We start from the raw sequence: 12,721 nt of genomic DNA, 5'->3' as shown, positions 1-12,721 counted from the left end.
AATTAAAGGAAGAAAATGCAACACTTGACATCTATTTCAGACTTTTCTAATGAAGAGATTTTAGAACTTTTCAACGATGCTAGAATATTTTTAGATATGCAAAGTAATGAGGTTTTAAAAGGTAAAATTATTGTAAATTTGTTTTTTGAAGACTCAACTAGAACAAGAAGTGCTTTTGAAATGGCAGCTAAAAGATTAGGAGCTCAAGTTATCTCTTTAGATGTAGGGAAAAGTTCAAGAAATAAAGGTGAGACAATTTTTGATACTATTGCAAATATAAATGCAATGGGACCTGATGCTATTACTATTAGACATAGTGAGTGTGGCTTACCAGCAACATTGATTGAGTATGTTGATTGTCCTGTTATAAATGCAGGTGATGGTAAAAATGAACACCCAACACAAGCATTATTAGATTTTTTCACAATGTATGAGCATTTCAATGCAAATGTAGAAGGTAAAAAAGTAGCAATAATTGGAGATGTAAAAAGTTCAAGAGTTGCAGGGTCTAATAAAAAACTTCTTCCAAGATTTGGAATGGATGTTTGTTTTGTTGCTCCTGATTGCTTTAAATATGAAAATGATGAATTTAAACAATATGATAATTTGAATGAAATAATTGATGAAGTTGATGTAGTAATGAGTTTGAGAACACAACTAGAAAGACATAATGAGATATATTTTACTTCATTAAATGATTATGCAAAAGATTATTGTATCACAAAAGATGTTTTTGGAAATAGAGATATTGTTTTATTACATCCAGGTCCAGTAAATAGAAATATTGATATTAGTGATGAGATGTTGCAAGATTCAAGAAGTAAAGTTTTAGAGCAAGTTAAAAATGGTGTTGCTATTAGAATGGCAATTTTAAAGAAATTAATAAAGTAAATATTATTTGAAAAAAGAAATAATTAAAGACCAATTAAATAAAAATGGCTCATTAAATGAGCCATTTTTTTTTATGATATCATATGATTTATCAAGATATGAAATTTATAAACTAAATGAATTGCCAAATGATATCAAATTTGAATTATCAAAAAATAGTAATTTTAAAAGCCTTGAAAAGATTACTTTATCAAAATTTCCAATAGATTATAGTGCTTACAAAAAAGCTTTTACTTCCATACAAAATCATATAAAAGAAGGAAATTCTTATTTATTAAATCTTACTTTTAAAACTAAGATTGATACTTCTTTGAGTTTAGATGAGATTTATAAAAAAGCTCAGGCTTTATTTAAATTAAAATATAAAGATGAGTTTGTATGTTTTTCTCCTGAAAAATTTATAGAAATAAAAAAAGATAAGATTTATACTTATCCTATGAAAGGCACTATTGATGCAAAAGTTCCTAATGCCCAAACAAAAATCCTTAACGATACTAAAGAGATGGCTGAGCATACAATGGTTGTTGATTTGTTAAGAAATGACTTATCAATTGTCTCTTCAAAAGTAAGAGTTGATAAGTTTAGATATTGTGAGAAAATAAATGCAGGAGAAAAAGAACTTTTACAAATAAGTTCTAGAATTTCTGGTGAACTAAAAAAAGATTGGCATAAAAAAATTGGAGATATTTTAACTTCACTTTTACCAGCTGGATCAATAACTGGAACTCCTAAGAAAAAAACTGTACAAATTCTTGATGAAATTGAAAACTATAAAAGAGATTATTATACTGGCATAGCAGGTATTTATGATGGAACTTCGCTTTATAGTTTTGTACTTATTAGATTTATCGAAAAAATTGAAGATATCTATTATTATAAAAGTGGAGGTGGAATTACTTGTGATTCAGATATAAAATTAGAGTATGAAGAATTACAAGATAAAATCTATATTCCCTCTTAAATCTGTAATTATTCTGTAACTATTATATTATAAAATTACTATAATTTATAATTAAGCATTAAATATGTTACAGGAGACATATATGAGAAGTAAAGTTTTTATTATTGAGTACGCAGTTGGAAGTGATAAAGGTTTTGATGGATTTAGACCTGATACTAAGCCTATTTTAAATGAGATTGAAGAAGCTACTTCATATGACACAGAAGTTGTTTTTTATGTTCCAAATAAAAAGCAAAAACTTTTTGAGTATTTAAAAAAGCATGCAGTTGCAGTTATTAGTAGAATAAATCCAGGTAATTTAAAAGAAATAGATGAGTATTTTCAATTTTTAAATAAACTTAGCCAAGAAAATATTGATGTTCATACTCACCCTGATGTTATGATTAACCTTGATTTTAAAGATATACTTTACAAACTTAAAGATACTTACTTAGGTGAAAAAAGCACTATGTTCTATCAAAAGTTTGATGATTTTCAAAGAAGCTTCCCTTATGTTTTAAAAGAAGATAAGATAAGAGTTTTAAAAACTAACTATGGTTCAACAGGTGAGGGTGTTTACTTAGTTTGTTTAAATGAAGATAATAGTGTAACTTGCACAGAAGCTGTTAATAATGAAAAAACATATTTTAAAACCTTAGATGATTTTATAACTGATTTTTCATGGAAATTTGAAGAAGAGAATGAAAGTGCAGTCTATTTTAAAGAAAAAAAAGGTTTTGTTTCTTGTAAATATTTAAAAAGAATAAATGAAGGTGAAATTAGAGTTTTATTAGTAAATAGTGAACCTATCTCAGTAGTTCATAAAAAACCACAAGATGGTGAGTTTTCTGCAACACTTTTTTCAGGGGCACAATATAATTATGAATCACCAAATGAAGCAAAATGGAAAGATGTAATTAATCTAACATTAAAAGGTTTAAAAGATATCAAACCATATTGCAAAGGTCATGATTTCCCACTTTTATGGACTATGGATTATATTTTAGATTATGATGAGAACCAAAATGATATTTATGTTCTAAGTGAGATGAATTGTTCTTGTGTTGGTATAACAACACATTTAGAGTATGCAAAAGAAGTAGCAAAAGTTTTTAAAAAAAATTCAATTTTTGAAGATTTAGATAATAGTTTAATTTCACAAGCAGTAAGTTAAATTACTTGCTAGTATGAAATTTTAAGAAATTAACAACTTCAGGAATTGTATATTTATTTTCAATTACATTATGTTTTGTTTTAGGGAGTAAAACAACTTTAGCATTTTTAAATTCAAGTAGTGCCATTGCACAATGACCATTATTGTTGTTCTCTTCATATGGAGAGTATTTTCCAAAATATTGGTCATGTGTTCCTATTATATTTAAAAAAGGGTCTTTTTTTCGTGCACCTATTTTAAAGTCACGACTGTAGTATCCATTTTCACATGCATATGCTGCAACTATTCTTCCTTTGAACTCTTTTCCTTTGTATTGTGCAGCTGCTAATGCTCCCTCGCTACTTCCCATTAAATAAATATTTTTTAAATCTAAGAAGTTAAACTCTTTAAGTCTTTTTATATTATAAAAAATTTCTGCAACTCTTACTTTATGTACTTGTTCGTAGTTTTGAATTTTAGTAGGTGTTTTATATGTTGGTCTATCTTTTAATTTATATGAGTTTGGGGCAAAGAAAATAAAATTCTCTTTTAAAACAGCATCTTTGTATTTTTTTCCATATGCAAGTCCTACTGAACCATGCATATAAAATAAAACTGGATATTTTTTCTTATTTTTAAGTGATTTGAATTTTTTTTTAAAATCTTTGATAGTTAAGAACATAGGCTCTTTTATTCCCTCAAATCCTTTTGGTAAACCAATATAACCTTGTTTGTATGTATCTTCAAAATTATCATATTTTTTAATTGTTTTTTTTATTTCTACCACTTTTAGTTATCCTAAAATTTTTTTTGTTATTATAACAAAAGAAAAAAAAGTAAGGATTAAATAATAACTATATGAGTGAAGCAATAAACTATTTTGAAACAGTAAAATGTGAAGACTATGAAGTATTTAATTTAACATACCATAATAAAAGAATCGCAAAAACAATTGCAAAAAATTTTGATTTAAGTGAGTATATAACTCCTTTAAATGAAAAACTATTAAGATGTAAAATAGTTTATAATAGTGATGAGATCATAGATATTAAATATTTTGAGTACAAAAAGAAAGATATAAGAAATTTTAAAATAATAAAAAATGATAAAATTGAGTATTCAAAAAAATATTTAAATAGAGATTCCTTAAATAAGCTCTTTGAACAAAAAGAGTCATGTGATGAAATAATGATATTTAAAAACTCTTTATTAACTGATACTTCAATTGCAAATATTGCAATTTATTATGATAATAGTTGGATTACTCCTAAAAAACCTTTATTAAATGGAACAACAAGACAAAGATATATAAATAGTGGGTTTTTAAAAGAGGCAGATATTACATTAAAGATGTTAAAAGAATCAAAAAAAATCGCACTTTTAAATGCTATGATTGATTTTGATATTTTAGAAGATTATTCGTTATTTTCATAAACTCTTTTTAAAATATTTTCCCATTTATTCTCTTTTCCCCAATTAACTTTTACTTTTTTATAGATTTTTTTATTTTTTAAAATAAAAGAGTCTTTTTCATTAAAAATAAATTTTACTTTTAATTTAGGTCTTTTATTTAAAGGAACTACTTTAAAGCTTAAGTTATCTAAAACTAAAGGCATAGAGTTTTTATTTTCAATATATAATAAAATCATGTGATAATTTGTAGCATTTTTAACTTTAACAACTGCAAGAAATAACTTTTCTTTTTCTACTTTTAAACTCAATAGAGTAAAATATTTAGCTATAGCATAATCTTCACAATCACCTCTTCCTTCAATCAAAAACTCTTTTGGTGTAGCCCAGTAATCATCAACTTGATATTTGGTTTCATCATTTATTGGTAAAATTTTATTATAAAAACTATTTGTATATGATAATTTTTTTATAGTTGAAAAATCTTTTGCTTTTGAAAGTAGTCTTTTATATTTTACTAATCTTGCAGATATTTGTGAGGAGTTCTGCTTTTTTAAAATATTGTTATACTCTTCTTGAGAAAGAGTGATGTTTTTTGCATCAAGTATAAAAAAAGGCATTAAAATAAGTAAGATTATCTGTTTCATAAGTTATAATATCAAGTTAATTTATAAAAAAGGATAAATTTTAATGATTAGTAATATTATAGAACAAGATAGTTATAAAGAGTTAATAAATTCACAAATAAGAGATATTATTGAGTATTTACTTGAAAATAATGAAGAGTTTGCAATAACTGCAAATATAGATGCTATGGAGTTTACACCAGAATTACCTAAAAATATAAAATCTCAATTATCAAAATTTTCATTGTATATATTAGCAAACTATACATATACAACAATTGAAATAAACAATAGAAATATTATGAGTTTTGAAGCAGGATTTGGAAGTGAGAATTTTGGTTCTAAAGTACAATTGCCACTTCATTCAATTTTTCAAATAATTATTGATGATGCAATTTTATATCTAAACCCTTTAGCAACTGTGGATAAATTTAACTCAAATCCTAAAGAAAAATCGCTTAACGTTTTTAAAAATAATCCAAAAAACAAAAATCTTATAAAATAATGAAATACGAAAAAGAGCTTAAGAAAGCTTTTTCTATTTCTATTCCTGTGCTTATGGGCTATATAGTTTTAGGCTTTGCTTTTGGTTTATTATTAACAAGTTTTGATTATCCTTGGTACTTAGCTCCAATTATGTCAATTTTTATTTATGCGGGAGCTTTACAGTTTGTTGCAATTAATTTTTTTAATGCAAAAGCTGGACTTATTGATATTGCAATTGCTTCTTGGTTTATAAATATTAGACAATCTTTTTATGGCTTGTCTTTGCTTAAAAGATTTAAAAATAGTGGAAAATTAAAACCCTTTTTAATCTTTAGTTTAACTGATGAAACATATGCTTTATTAACCACAATAAAAGATGATGAGAGTTTAAATAAAAAGTATTATTATTTATTTTTAGGATTATTAAATCAACTTTATTGGATTATAGGATGTACAAGTGGGGCAGTTATTGGTTCATATATAAATTTTAATACAGCAGGTTTAGAGTTTTCCTTAACAGCACTATTTGTAGTTTTATGTATAGAGCAATATAAGAGCTTAAAAAATATTTATCCTTTTTTAATAGGAGCTATTTCTTCAATTTTTGCATTGATTTTTATACCAAGTGATAAGATGTTAATTGTATCTATTATTATAGCTTTAATAATGATGTTTTTCTTTAGAAAAAGGATTGAAAAGTGACAGGTATAGAGATATATTTAGCAATTGCAGTTATGGCTTTAGTAAACTATTTTACAAGGGTTTTTCCTTTTATATTTTTTATTAAAAAAGAACCGCCATCTTCAATTATTTTTATTGAGAGATTTTTTCCTGCAATTATAATGGTTATTTTAATTGTTTATACTCTAAAAAATATTGAGTTTGCTGTTTATCCTCATGGCTTAAAAGAGATATTATCAGTAGTATTTACGGCATTTTTGCATTTAAGTATTAAAAATTATTTAATTTCAATTTTTGGTGGAACGATTTTTTATATGGCTTTAGTTCAATATATTAATTAATCTTCTTCAACTTCTTCATCCCAAAGTATTGATACTCCATACTCTTCATGGGGTATGGCATATTTAAAATACTCTTTTGTTCCTTTTCTTCCATGTAATCTTATAACTATTTGTTCATCTTTTAATAGTCTTTTCATCTCATTTTCAGAAAAACTTCTCTTATTCCATTTTAAAAAGACATTTGAATATACTCTAAATCTACATGTAGAATCAGCTGTAAATACATATGAATCACTTTCATCATACTCTTTTTTTGAATTTTCACAAGTATATAGTTTGATTTTTTTGCCTTGTGCAGTTATTTTTTTTGAAATTACATTTCCTTTACAATATGGACATGTTCCTAATATCATATTAACTCCTTAAAAAAGAATTGTACAAAAAATTTTAATAGATTGATTATTTTATTACAAAGTGTAAGATTAGTAAGGGCAAAGCCCTTTTACTAGTTTTTTGGTGAGAATTTAAATAGTGCACTTCCCCATGTAAGTCCAGCACCAAAGGCATCAAAAAGTATTGTATCGCCTTTTTTTATTTTTCCTTGTTCAAAAGCATAATTCATTGCCATTGGAATTGAAGCAGCTGATGTATTAGCATACTTATCAACAGTAACTACAATTTGCTCTTCTTCTAATCCTAAAGCATCACCAACAGCTTTTATAATTCTATAATTTGCTTGGTGCGGAATAAAATGAGTAATGTCATTATTTGTTAAGTTATGTTTTTCAAGTAAAATTTTTACATCTGAAGTAAGTGTTTTTACAGCTAGTTTGAAAGTTTCATTTCCTTTCATTTTTATACAAGCCATTTTATTATCTAATACTTCTTGTGAGCAAGGATGTTTACTTCCACCACCTGGTGTTTTTATTAAATCATCATAATTTCCATCACTTGAACAACTAACATCTGTGATAGCTTCTTCTTTATTATCTGTAGCAGAAATAATTGCTGCACCAGCACCATCTCCAAATATAAAACATGTTGCTCTATCTGTATAATCTAAAATAGAAGAGTAAGTTTCTGCCCCAATAATCAAGACATTTTTTTTCATTCCAGATTCAATAAATGCTTTCGCAATAGAAAGTGCATATACAAAACCAGTACAAGCTGCACTAATATCATAAGCCATTACAGGAGGTAAATCTAATTTTGATGCAATTAAACATGCAGTTGAGGGCATACATAAATAATCAGGTGTTACAGTTGCGCAGATTACTAAATCAATCTCTTCTTTTGCAATTCCTGCTCTATTTATAGCAACTTGTGCTGCTCTTGCCCCTAAATCAGAAGAAGCTTCGTTTTCTTCAGATAGTCTTCTTTCTTTTATTCCTGTTCTTTTAGTGATCCATTCATCACTTGTATCAATGATTTTTTCAAAGTCTTGGTTTGTCATAATCTTTGGCGGGATATATGCACCAATAGATCTAAAAGCTGCGTAAGCCATTTACAAAATCCTTAATTGTTATTTATACTTATTTATTCTATCTTCTATATTATAACTCAAATTAGAACTTGCCGCAGTAATAGCTTGAAAAATTGCATTTTTAACTGCTTTTGCATTAGATTTACCATGTGCAATAATAACAGGAGCTTTTACACCTAGTAGTGGAGCACCACCATATTCAGCATAATCAACTCTTACTTTTAAGTTTCTAAATACTTTTCGCATTAATACAGCACCGGCAATAGAAATAAGTGATCGTTTAAGATTTTTCTTGATAATTGTTCCAATGGTATCTGCAACACCTTCTGCAGTTTTAAGTAAAATATTACCTATAAATCCATCACAAACAACAACATCTACTGAGCCTTTAAAGATATCGCTTCCCTCAACATTCCCTGCAAAATTAGGAATATTTTTTATTAGTTGGTAAGCTTCTTTAGTAACTTCATTTCCTTTGCTTTCTTCTTCCCCATTGCTTAATAATCCAACAATTGGTTCATCAAGTTTTAGTACATCTTGTGCATAAACTTGACCCATAACAGCAAATTCATAAAGATTTTTAGCATCACAATCTACATTTGCACCAACATCTAAAACTAAAGTGTTTTGATTTTCACTTGTTGGCATTAAAGTTGCAATTGCAGGTCTTGAAATACCTTTGATTCTTCCTATTCTAAGAGTTGCAAGTGACATTGAAGCACCAGAATGACCTGCTGAAACAACAGCATCGGCTTCATTATTTTTTACTAATTCAATTGCTTTATATATTGTAGAATCTTTTCTTTTTAAAGCATCAGTTGCACTATCTGTCATTGCTATAACATCATCAGTATCAACTATTTCTATTCTGCTTAAAAAGTTACTAGGTATAAGGTTAAGTAGTTCTTCTTTTTTTCCTACAGCTATAGCTGTAAAATTAGTGTTGCTTCTAAGTGCAGCAACTAGTCCATCAACAATGGGTTCAGGACCAAAGTCCCCGCCCATCGCGTCAATAGCTATTTTAATCATTAGCTTTTATATTCACCCGTATTTGGGTTAACAGTATGAGGCATTTTCCAAGTTCCATCACTATCTTTAACTGGTCTTTTTAAAGCCACCTTATAATGAGTTCTTCTTTTAGCTGCTCTTGAATGAGATACTCTTCTCTTTGGTACTGCCATAATTTATCTCCTTAAAATTCTTTTTCGATTTTTTCGTTGTCCTCTAAACAACTTTTACAAATATGGTAATCACTTTCAAGTGATGAAAGTTCACTTTCACAAATTTGGTCAAAGTCAATTATACCATCTTCTACTTCTATAATTAAATCTTTTGATTCATTATTATAAATACCATCACTTAGTAGAAAAAATAAATTTTCATCTAAATCAATATTTTCTTCTTCACCACATCTTATACACAAAACAGAGCTTTGTCCTGTTAGTGTTGCATCAACTTTGATTAGAGTTGGCGACATTTTACAAAAAGTACCCTCTAATTTTACTGAAGCAAAATTATTAGTAAACTCTTTTGGTGTTGTTGGTACTTTTCTAAACTCTATTTTCATAGACTAATTTAAACTTCTTAACAGATTTCTCTATCAGAGAAGAAAAATTTAATTTCATTAGCTGCATTTTCTAATGAATCAGAACCATGTACTGCATTTGCATCAATTGATTCAGCAAAATCAGCTCTGATTGTTCCCTCAGCAGCTTCTTTTGGATTTGTTGCACCCATTAATTCTCTATTTTTAGCCATAGCATTTTCACCTTCTAAAACAGTAACAACTACTGGTCCAGAAATCATGAATTCTACTAACTCTCCAAAGAAAGGTCTTTCAGCATGAACAGCATAAAATGCTTCAGCATCTGCTTTGCTTAATTGAATTTTTTTAGTTGCTGCTATTTTTAGTCCAGCAGATTCAAATCTATCTAAGATTTTTCCAACAACGTTCTTTGCTACTGCATCAGGTTTGATGATTGATAATGTTTGTTCCATAAAGTATATTCCTCTACTAATTTTATTAAGTCGCGGATTATACCTAAAAAATAAAAAAAAGGCAAGTAGAGTTTAAGCTACTTGCCTTTTTACATATAATATGCATAATTTTATCTAAAAAATTAGTCTTCTACAACTGGTGTACCAGCCTCACCTCTATCTGGACTTTCAACAGAACCTGCACCTGGCTCATCCCAAACAATACATCCTTCTGTAGGACATGCATCTGCACATGCAGGAGAATCATGATGATCTACACATTCAACACATTTGTCAGAATATACATAATAAATATCTTCACCTGTTGGATTTTCATCATTGTCTACAATTGCTTCTACTGGACACTCATCTAAACAAGCATCACAACTAATACAGATGTCAGTAATTTTAACTGCCATATTAATCTCCTTGGAAAATTTTAGAAACTTTAGCACACTCTTAATAAATCTATGTTTAAATATTGCTTATAAATTTTAGCTTATTGTATAATTAGCTTTAATGCTTATAATTATAAGTTTAACTTATGATATTAGAAAAAAGTTTATTATTAAATAAGATTTTTCTTAATTTTGAAAGCAAATTAAAAACTAATGTTTTTTTTAGAAAAATACATTATAATAAAAGTATTAATTTAAATTAAAAAGGAAATCACATGTTAGTAACTAAAAAAGCTCCAGATTTTACAGCTAATGCTGTACTTGCAGACGGACAAATAGTTGAAGATTTTAATCTTTATGAAAACATTGGGGAAAATGGTGCTGTACTGTTTTTTTATCCATTAGATTTTACATTTGTTTGTCCATCAGAAATCATTGCATTTTCTAAAAGAATTGATGAGTTTAAAGAAAGAGGTATCAATGTTATTGGTGTTTCTGTTGATTCTCAATTTTCTCATTTTGCTTGGAGAGAAACAGCTGTTGAAAATGGTGGAATAGGAAGAGTTAAATATCCACTTGTAGCTGATTTAAGTAAGCAAATTGCAAAAGATTATGATGTGTTATTTGATGAATCTGTTGCATTAAGAGGATCTTTTTTAATTGATAAAGATGGAACAATAAGACATGCAGTTATTAATGATTTACCATTGGGAAGAAATATTGACGAAATGATTAGAATGGTAGATACAATGCTATTTACTAATGAGCACGGTGAAGTTTGTCCAGCAGGATGGAACAAAGGTGATGAGGGAATGAAACCTGATACTAATGGTGTTGCAGATTATCTTGCAAAAAATGAAAATAATTTATAATTTTTAATTGAAAAAATAGAAGAAGTGCCTTTTTGTGGTACTTCTTTTGTTTAATTGACTTTTTACAAAATAAAGACTACAATTACACAACTTAAAATTTTAAACTAAACTTCAAAAACTACATAACTTTATGTATATCGAAATTAAAAGGTTAAATAAACTTATGGAAGAGTCAAAAACTCAATCTAAAACAAAAAGTCCCAAAACAAATGGGAATTCTAGTAGAAAAACTAGAACTCATATTCCTGTTGAAGGGCATACAATTGAAAAATTAAGAGAATATCCTTTACAGGACCTTCTTAAAATTGCAAAAGAGTTAAGGGTAGAAAACCCACAAGAGCTTAAAAGACAAGATTTAATGTTCTCGATTTTAAAAAATCAAATCGATGCAGGAGGATTTGTCTTATTCACAGGTATTTTAGAAATAAAAGAGGGTGGATTTGGTTTTTTAAGAGCAATTGATGGTAACTTCTCTGATACTTCAAGTGATTCTTATGTGTCAGCTACTCAAATTAGAAAGTTTGCATTAAGAACTGGTGATATCGTAACTGGACAAGTAAGACCTCCAAACAAAGAGAGTGAAAAATATTATGCTTTATTAAAAATTGAAGCTATAAACTACTTACCTGTAAATGAATCTAAAAATAGACCGCTATTTGATAACTTAACTCCTTTATACTCAACAGATAAATTTAAATTTGAATATAATTCAAATAAAATGACAGGTAGAATACTTGATCTATTTGCTCCAATGGGTAGAGGACAAAGAAGTTTAATTGTTGCACCTCCAAAAACTGGTAAAACAGAGTTATTAAAAGAGTTAGCTCACGGTATTACAAAAAATCATCCTGAAACAAGCTTAATGGTTCTTTTAATTGATGAAAGACCTGAAGAGGTAACGGATATGCAAAGAAGTGTAAAGGGTGAAGTTTATTCTTCAACTTTTGATTTACCTGCTCATAATCATGTAAGAGTTGCAGAGATTGTAATTGAAAAAGCAAAAAGACTTGTAGAGATGAAAAAAGATGTTGTTATTTTACTTGATTCTATTACAAGACTTGCACGTGCTTATAATACTGTAACACCTAGTTCTGGTAAAGTACTTTCAGGTGGTGTTGATGCAAATGCACTACACAAACCAAAAAGATTCTTTGGGGCTGCTAGAAATATAGAAGAGGGTGGTTCTTTAACTATTATTTCAACTGCACTTATTGAAACTGGTTCAAAAATGGATGAAGTAATTTTTGAAGAGTTTAAAGGAACTGGTAATAGTGAAGTTGTATTAAGTAGAAATGCTTCAAATAGAAGAGTTTATCCAGCTTTAGATATTACTAAATCTGGAACTAGAAAAGAGGAGTTATTATTAACTCCTGAAGTTCTTCAAAGAACATGGATATTAAGAAATGCAATTTCACAAATGGATGAAGTTGAAGCTTTAAAATTCTTATATTCAAAAATGCAAAGAACAAAAGATAACGAAGAGTTTTTTAACTCTATGAATGAGTAGTAAACTTTTAATTTTA

At 27.7% G+C, this 12,721-nt stretch carries 18 protein-coding genes; 9 read left to right on the top strand and 9 right to left on the bottom strand.

Annotated features, from left to right (window positions below; translation table 11 throughout):
* Positions 1 to 15 precede the first annotated feature (15 nt).
* The 3 genes from ACAN_RS12205 (at position 16) to ACAN_RS12195 (ending at position 3,005) form a co-directional block, all read left to right on the top strand.
* Positions 16 to 891 carry an aspartate carbamoyltransferase catalytic subunit gene (locus tag ACAN_RS12205; protein WP_099333650.1) on the top strand — a complete coding sequence of 292 codons (876 nt, stop codon included), beginning with the start codon at positions 16 to 18 and terminating at the stop codon, positions 889 to 891.
* Positions 892 to 898: 7 nt separating this feature from the next.
* Positions 899 to 1,852 (top strand): aminodeoxychorismate synthase component I, encoded by a 954-nt coding sequence (locus ACAN_RS12200; RefSeq protein WP_099333649.1) that lies wholly within the window; start codon positions 899 to 901, stop codon positions 1,850 to 1,852.
* A gap of 82 nt (positions 1,853 to 1,934) precedes the next feature.
* Positions 1,935 to 3,005: a Cj0069 family protein gene (locus ACAN_RS12195; RefSeq protein WP_165773041.1), complete on the top strand. Its 1,071-nt coding sequence runs from the start codon at positions 1,935 to 1,937 to the stop codon at positions 3,003 to 3,005.
* 1 nt (position 3,006) lies between these two features.
* On the opposite strand, the gene ACAN_RS12190 is transcribed toward ACAN_RS12195, so the two are convergent.
* The gene (locus ACAN_RS12190) at positions 3,007 to 3,771 is read right to left on the bottom strand and encodes a hypothetical protein (protein WP_099333647.1); all 765 of its coding nucleotides are present in this window, start codon (positions 3,769 to 3,771) and stop codon (positions 3,007 to 3,009) included.
* Between the two features lie 71 nt (positions 3,772 to 3,842).
* On the opposite strand from ACAN_RS12190, the gene ACAN_RS12185 reads away from it, so the two are divergent.
* Complete coding sequence (locus ACAN_RS12185) at positions 3,843 to 4,418, top strand: aminotransferase class IV (protein ID WP_099333646.1); 576 nt, start codon at positions 3,843 to 3,845, stop codon at positions 4,416 to 4,418.
* On the opposite strand, the gene ACAN_RS12180 is transcribed toward ACAN_RS12185, so the two are convergent.
* Positions 4,400 to 5,041, bottom strand: coding sequence for a transglutaminase-like cysteine peptidase (locus tag ACAN_RS12180; protein WP_099333645.1), 642 nt, complete (start codon positions 5,039 to 5,041; stop codon positions 4,400 to 4,402). The two genes, ACAN_RS12185 and ACAN_RS12180, sit on opposite strands and share 19 nt — an antisense overlap.
* 43 nt (positions 5,042 to 5,084) lie before the next feature.
* On the opposite strand from ACAN_RS12180, the gene ACAN_RS12175 reads away from it, so the two are divergent.
* From ACAN_RS12175 to ACAN_RS12165, 3 genes are read left to right on the top strand one after another with little or no spacing between them, the layout of a single operon-like run.
* Positions 5,085 to 5,525, top strand: a complete 441-nt coding sequence (locus ACAN_RS12175; RefSeq protein ID WP_079577997.1) for a hypothetical protein — start codon at positions 5,085 to 5,087, stop codon at positions 5,523 to 5,525.
* Positions 5,525 to 6,208: an AzlC family ABC transporter permease gene (locus tag ACAN_RS12170; RefSeq protein ID WP_099333644.1), complete on the top strand. Its 684-nt coding sequence runs from the start codon at positions 5,525 to 5,527 to the stop codon at positions 6,206 to 6,208. Before ACAN_RS12175 ends, ACAN_RS12170 begins: the two co-directional genes overlap by 1 nt.
* A complete protein-coding gene (locus ACAN_RS12165; RefSeq protein ID WP_099333643.1) occupies positions 6,205 to 6,528 on the top strand; it encodes a branched-chain amino acid transporter permease in 324 nt (107 codons plus the stop codon). The genes ACAN_RS12170 and ACAN_RS12165 overlap by 4 nt, the downstream gene beginning before the upstream one ends.
* Here the strand turns inward: ACAN_RS12165 and ACAN_RS12160 are convergent.
* The 7 genes from ACAN_RS12160 to ACAN_RS12130 all read right to left on the bottom strand — a co-directional run bounded on the left by ACAN_RS12160 (position 6,525) and on the right by ACAN_RS12130 (position 10,347).
* Positions 6,525 to 6,881, bottom strand: coding sequence for a hypothetical protein (locus tag ACAN_RS12160; protein WP_099333642.1), 357 nt, complete (start codon positions 6,879 to 6,881; stop codon positions 6,525 to 6,527). The two genes, ACAN_RS12165 and ACAN_RS12160, sit on opposite strands and share 4 nt — an antisense overlap.
* 92 nt (positions 6,882 to 6,973) lie before the next feature.
* Positions 6,974 to 7,972, bottom strand: a complete 999-nt coding sequence (locus tag ACAN_RS12155) for a beta-ketoacyl-ACP synthase III (protein WP_099333641.1) — start codon at positions 7,970 to 7,972, stop codon at positions 6,974 to 6,976.
* A gap of 18 nt (positions 7,973 to 7,990) precedes the next feature.
* Positions 7,991 to 8,980 carry a phosphate acyltransferase PlsX gene (gene plsX, locus ACAN_RS12150; RefSeq protein WP_099333640.1) on the bottom strand — a complete coding sequence of 330 codons (990 nt, stop codon included), beginning with the start codon at positions 8,978 to 8,980 and terminating at the stop codon, positions 7,991 to 7,993.
* Entirely contained in the window at positions 8,980 to 9,132 is a 153-nt protein-coding gene (rpmF, locus tag ACAN_RS12145) for a 50S ribosomal protein L32 (RefSeq protein WP_079577991.1), read from the bottom strand. Before rpmF ends, plsX begins: the two co-directional genes overlap by 1 nt.
* Positions 9,133 to 9,143: 11 nt before the next feature.
* Positions 9,144 to 9,518: a DUF177 domain-containing protein gene (locus ACAN_RS12140; protein WP_099333639.1), complete on the bottom strand. Its 375-nt coding sequence runs from the start codon at positions 9,516 to 9,518 to the stop codon at positions 9,144 to 9,146.
* 17 nt (positions 9,519 to 9,535) lie between these two features.
* The gene (gene ndk, locus ACAN_RS12135) at positions 9,536 to 9,949 is read right to left on the bottom strand and encodes a nucleoside-diphosphate kinase (protein ID WP_079577989.1); all 414 of its coding nucleotides are present in this window, start codon (positions 9,947 to 9,949) and stop codon (positions 9,536 to 9,538) included.
* A gap of 122 nt (positions 9,950 to 10,071) precedes the next feature.
* Positions 10,072 to 10,347 carry an NADH-quinone oxidoreductase subunit I gene (locus ACAN_RS12130; protein WP_079577988.1) on the bottom strand — a complete coding sequence of 92 codons (276 nt, stop codon included), beginning with the start codon at positions 10,345 to 10,347 and terminating at the stop codon, positions 10,072 to 10,074.
* A gap of 254 nt (positions 10,348 to 10,601) precedes the next feature.
* On the opposite strand from ACAN_RS12130, the gene ACAN_RS12125 reads away from it, so the two are divergent.
* Both ACAN_RS12125 and rho read left to right on the top strand, forming a co-directional pair.
* Positions 10,602 to 11,198 (top strand): peroxiredoxin, encoded by a 597-nt coding sequence (locus tag ACAN_RS12125; protein ID WP_099333638.1) that lies wholly within the window; start codon positions 10,602 to 10,604, stop codon positions 11,196 to 11,198.
* Positions 11,199 to 11,361: 163 nt separating this feature from the next.
* Positions 11,362 to 12,705, top strand: coding sequence for a transcription termination factor Rho (rho, locus tag ACAN_RS12120; protein WP_079577987.1), 1,344 nt, complete (start codon positions 11,362 to 11,364; stop codon positions 12,703 to 12,705).
* Positions 12,706 to 12,721 lie beyond the last annotated feature (16 nt).

It is taken from the genome of Malaciobacter canalis (genome assembly GCF_008000835.1).
GTDB lineage: Bacteria > Campylobacterota > Campylobacteria > Campylobacterales > Arcobacteraceae > Malaciobacter > Malaciobacter canalis.
Note: the sequence above shows the minus strand (reverse complement) of the source record. Positions and strands in the feature narration are given on the sequence as shown.

Bases quoted from the DNA above. Each gene is read 5' to 3' on its own strand.
- ACAN_RS12205 (WP_099333650.1), top strand. From the start codon at position 16: ATGCAACACTTGACATCTATTTCAGACTTTTCTAATGAAGAGATTTTA.
- ACAN_RS12195 (WP_165773041.1), top strand. From the start codon at position 1,935: ATGAGAAGTAAAGTTTTTATTATTGAGTACGCAGTTGGAAGTGATAAA.
- ACAN_RS12185 (WP_099333646.1), top strand. From the start codon at position 3,843: ATGAGTGAAGCAATAAACTATTTTGAAACAGTAAAATGTGAAGACTAT.
- ACAN_RS12180 (WP_099333645.1), bottom strand. From the start codon at position 5,041: ATGAAACAGATAATCTTACTTATTTTAATGCCTTTTTTTATACTTGAT.
- ACAN_RS12175 (WP_079577997.1), top strand. From the start codon at position 5,085: ATGATTAGTAATATTATAGAACAAGATAGTTATAAAGAGTTAATAAAT.
- ACAN_RS12170 (WP_099333644.1), top strand. From the start codon at position 5,525: ATGAAATACGAAAAAGAGCTTAAGAAAGCTTTTTCTATTTCTATTCCT.
- ACAN_RS12160 (WP_099333642.1), bottom strand. From the start codon at position 6,881: ATGATATTAGGAACATGTCCATATTGTAAAGGAAATGTAATTTCAAAA.
- ACAN_RS12155 (WP_099333641.1), bottom strand. From the start codon at position 7,972: ATGGCTTACGCAGCTTTTAGATCTATTGGTGCATATATCCCGCCAAAG.
- plsX (WP_099333640.1), bottom strand. From the start codon at position 8,980: ATGATTAAAATAGCTATTGACGCGATGGGCGGGGACTTTGGTCCTGAA.
- rpmF (WP_079577991.1), bottom strand. From the start codon at position 9,132: ATGGCAGTACCAAAGAGAAGAGTATCTCATTCAAGAGCAGCTAAAAGA.
- ACAN_RS12140 (WP_099333639.1), bottom strand. From the start codon at position 9,518: ATGAAAATAGAGTTTAGAAAAGTACCAACAACACCAAAAGAGTTTACT.
- ndk (WP_079577989.1), bottom strand. From the start codon at position 9,949: ATGGAACAAACATTATCAATCATCAAACCTGATGCAGTAGCAAAGAAC.
- ACAN_RS12130 (WP_079577988.1), bottom strand. From the start codon at position 10,347: ATGGCAGTTAAAATTACTGACATCTGTATTAGTTGTGATGCTTGTTTA.
- ACAN_RS12125 (WP_099333638.1), top strand. From the start codon at position 10,602: ATGTTAGTAACTAAAAAAGCTCCAGATTTTACAGCTAATGCTGTACTT.
- rho (WP_079577987.1), top strand. From the start codon at position 11,362: ATGGAAGAGTCAAAAACTCAATCTAAAACAAAAAGTCCCAAAACAAAT.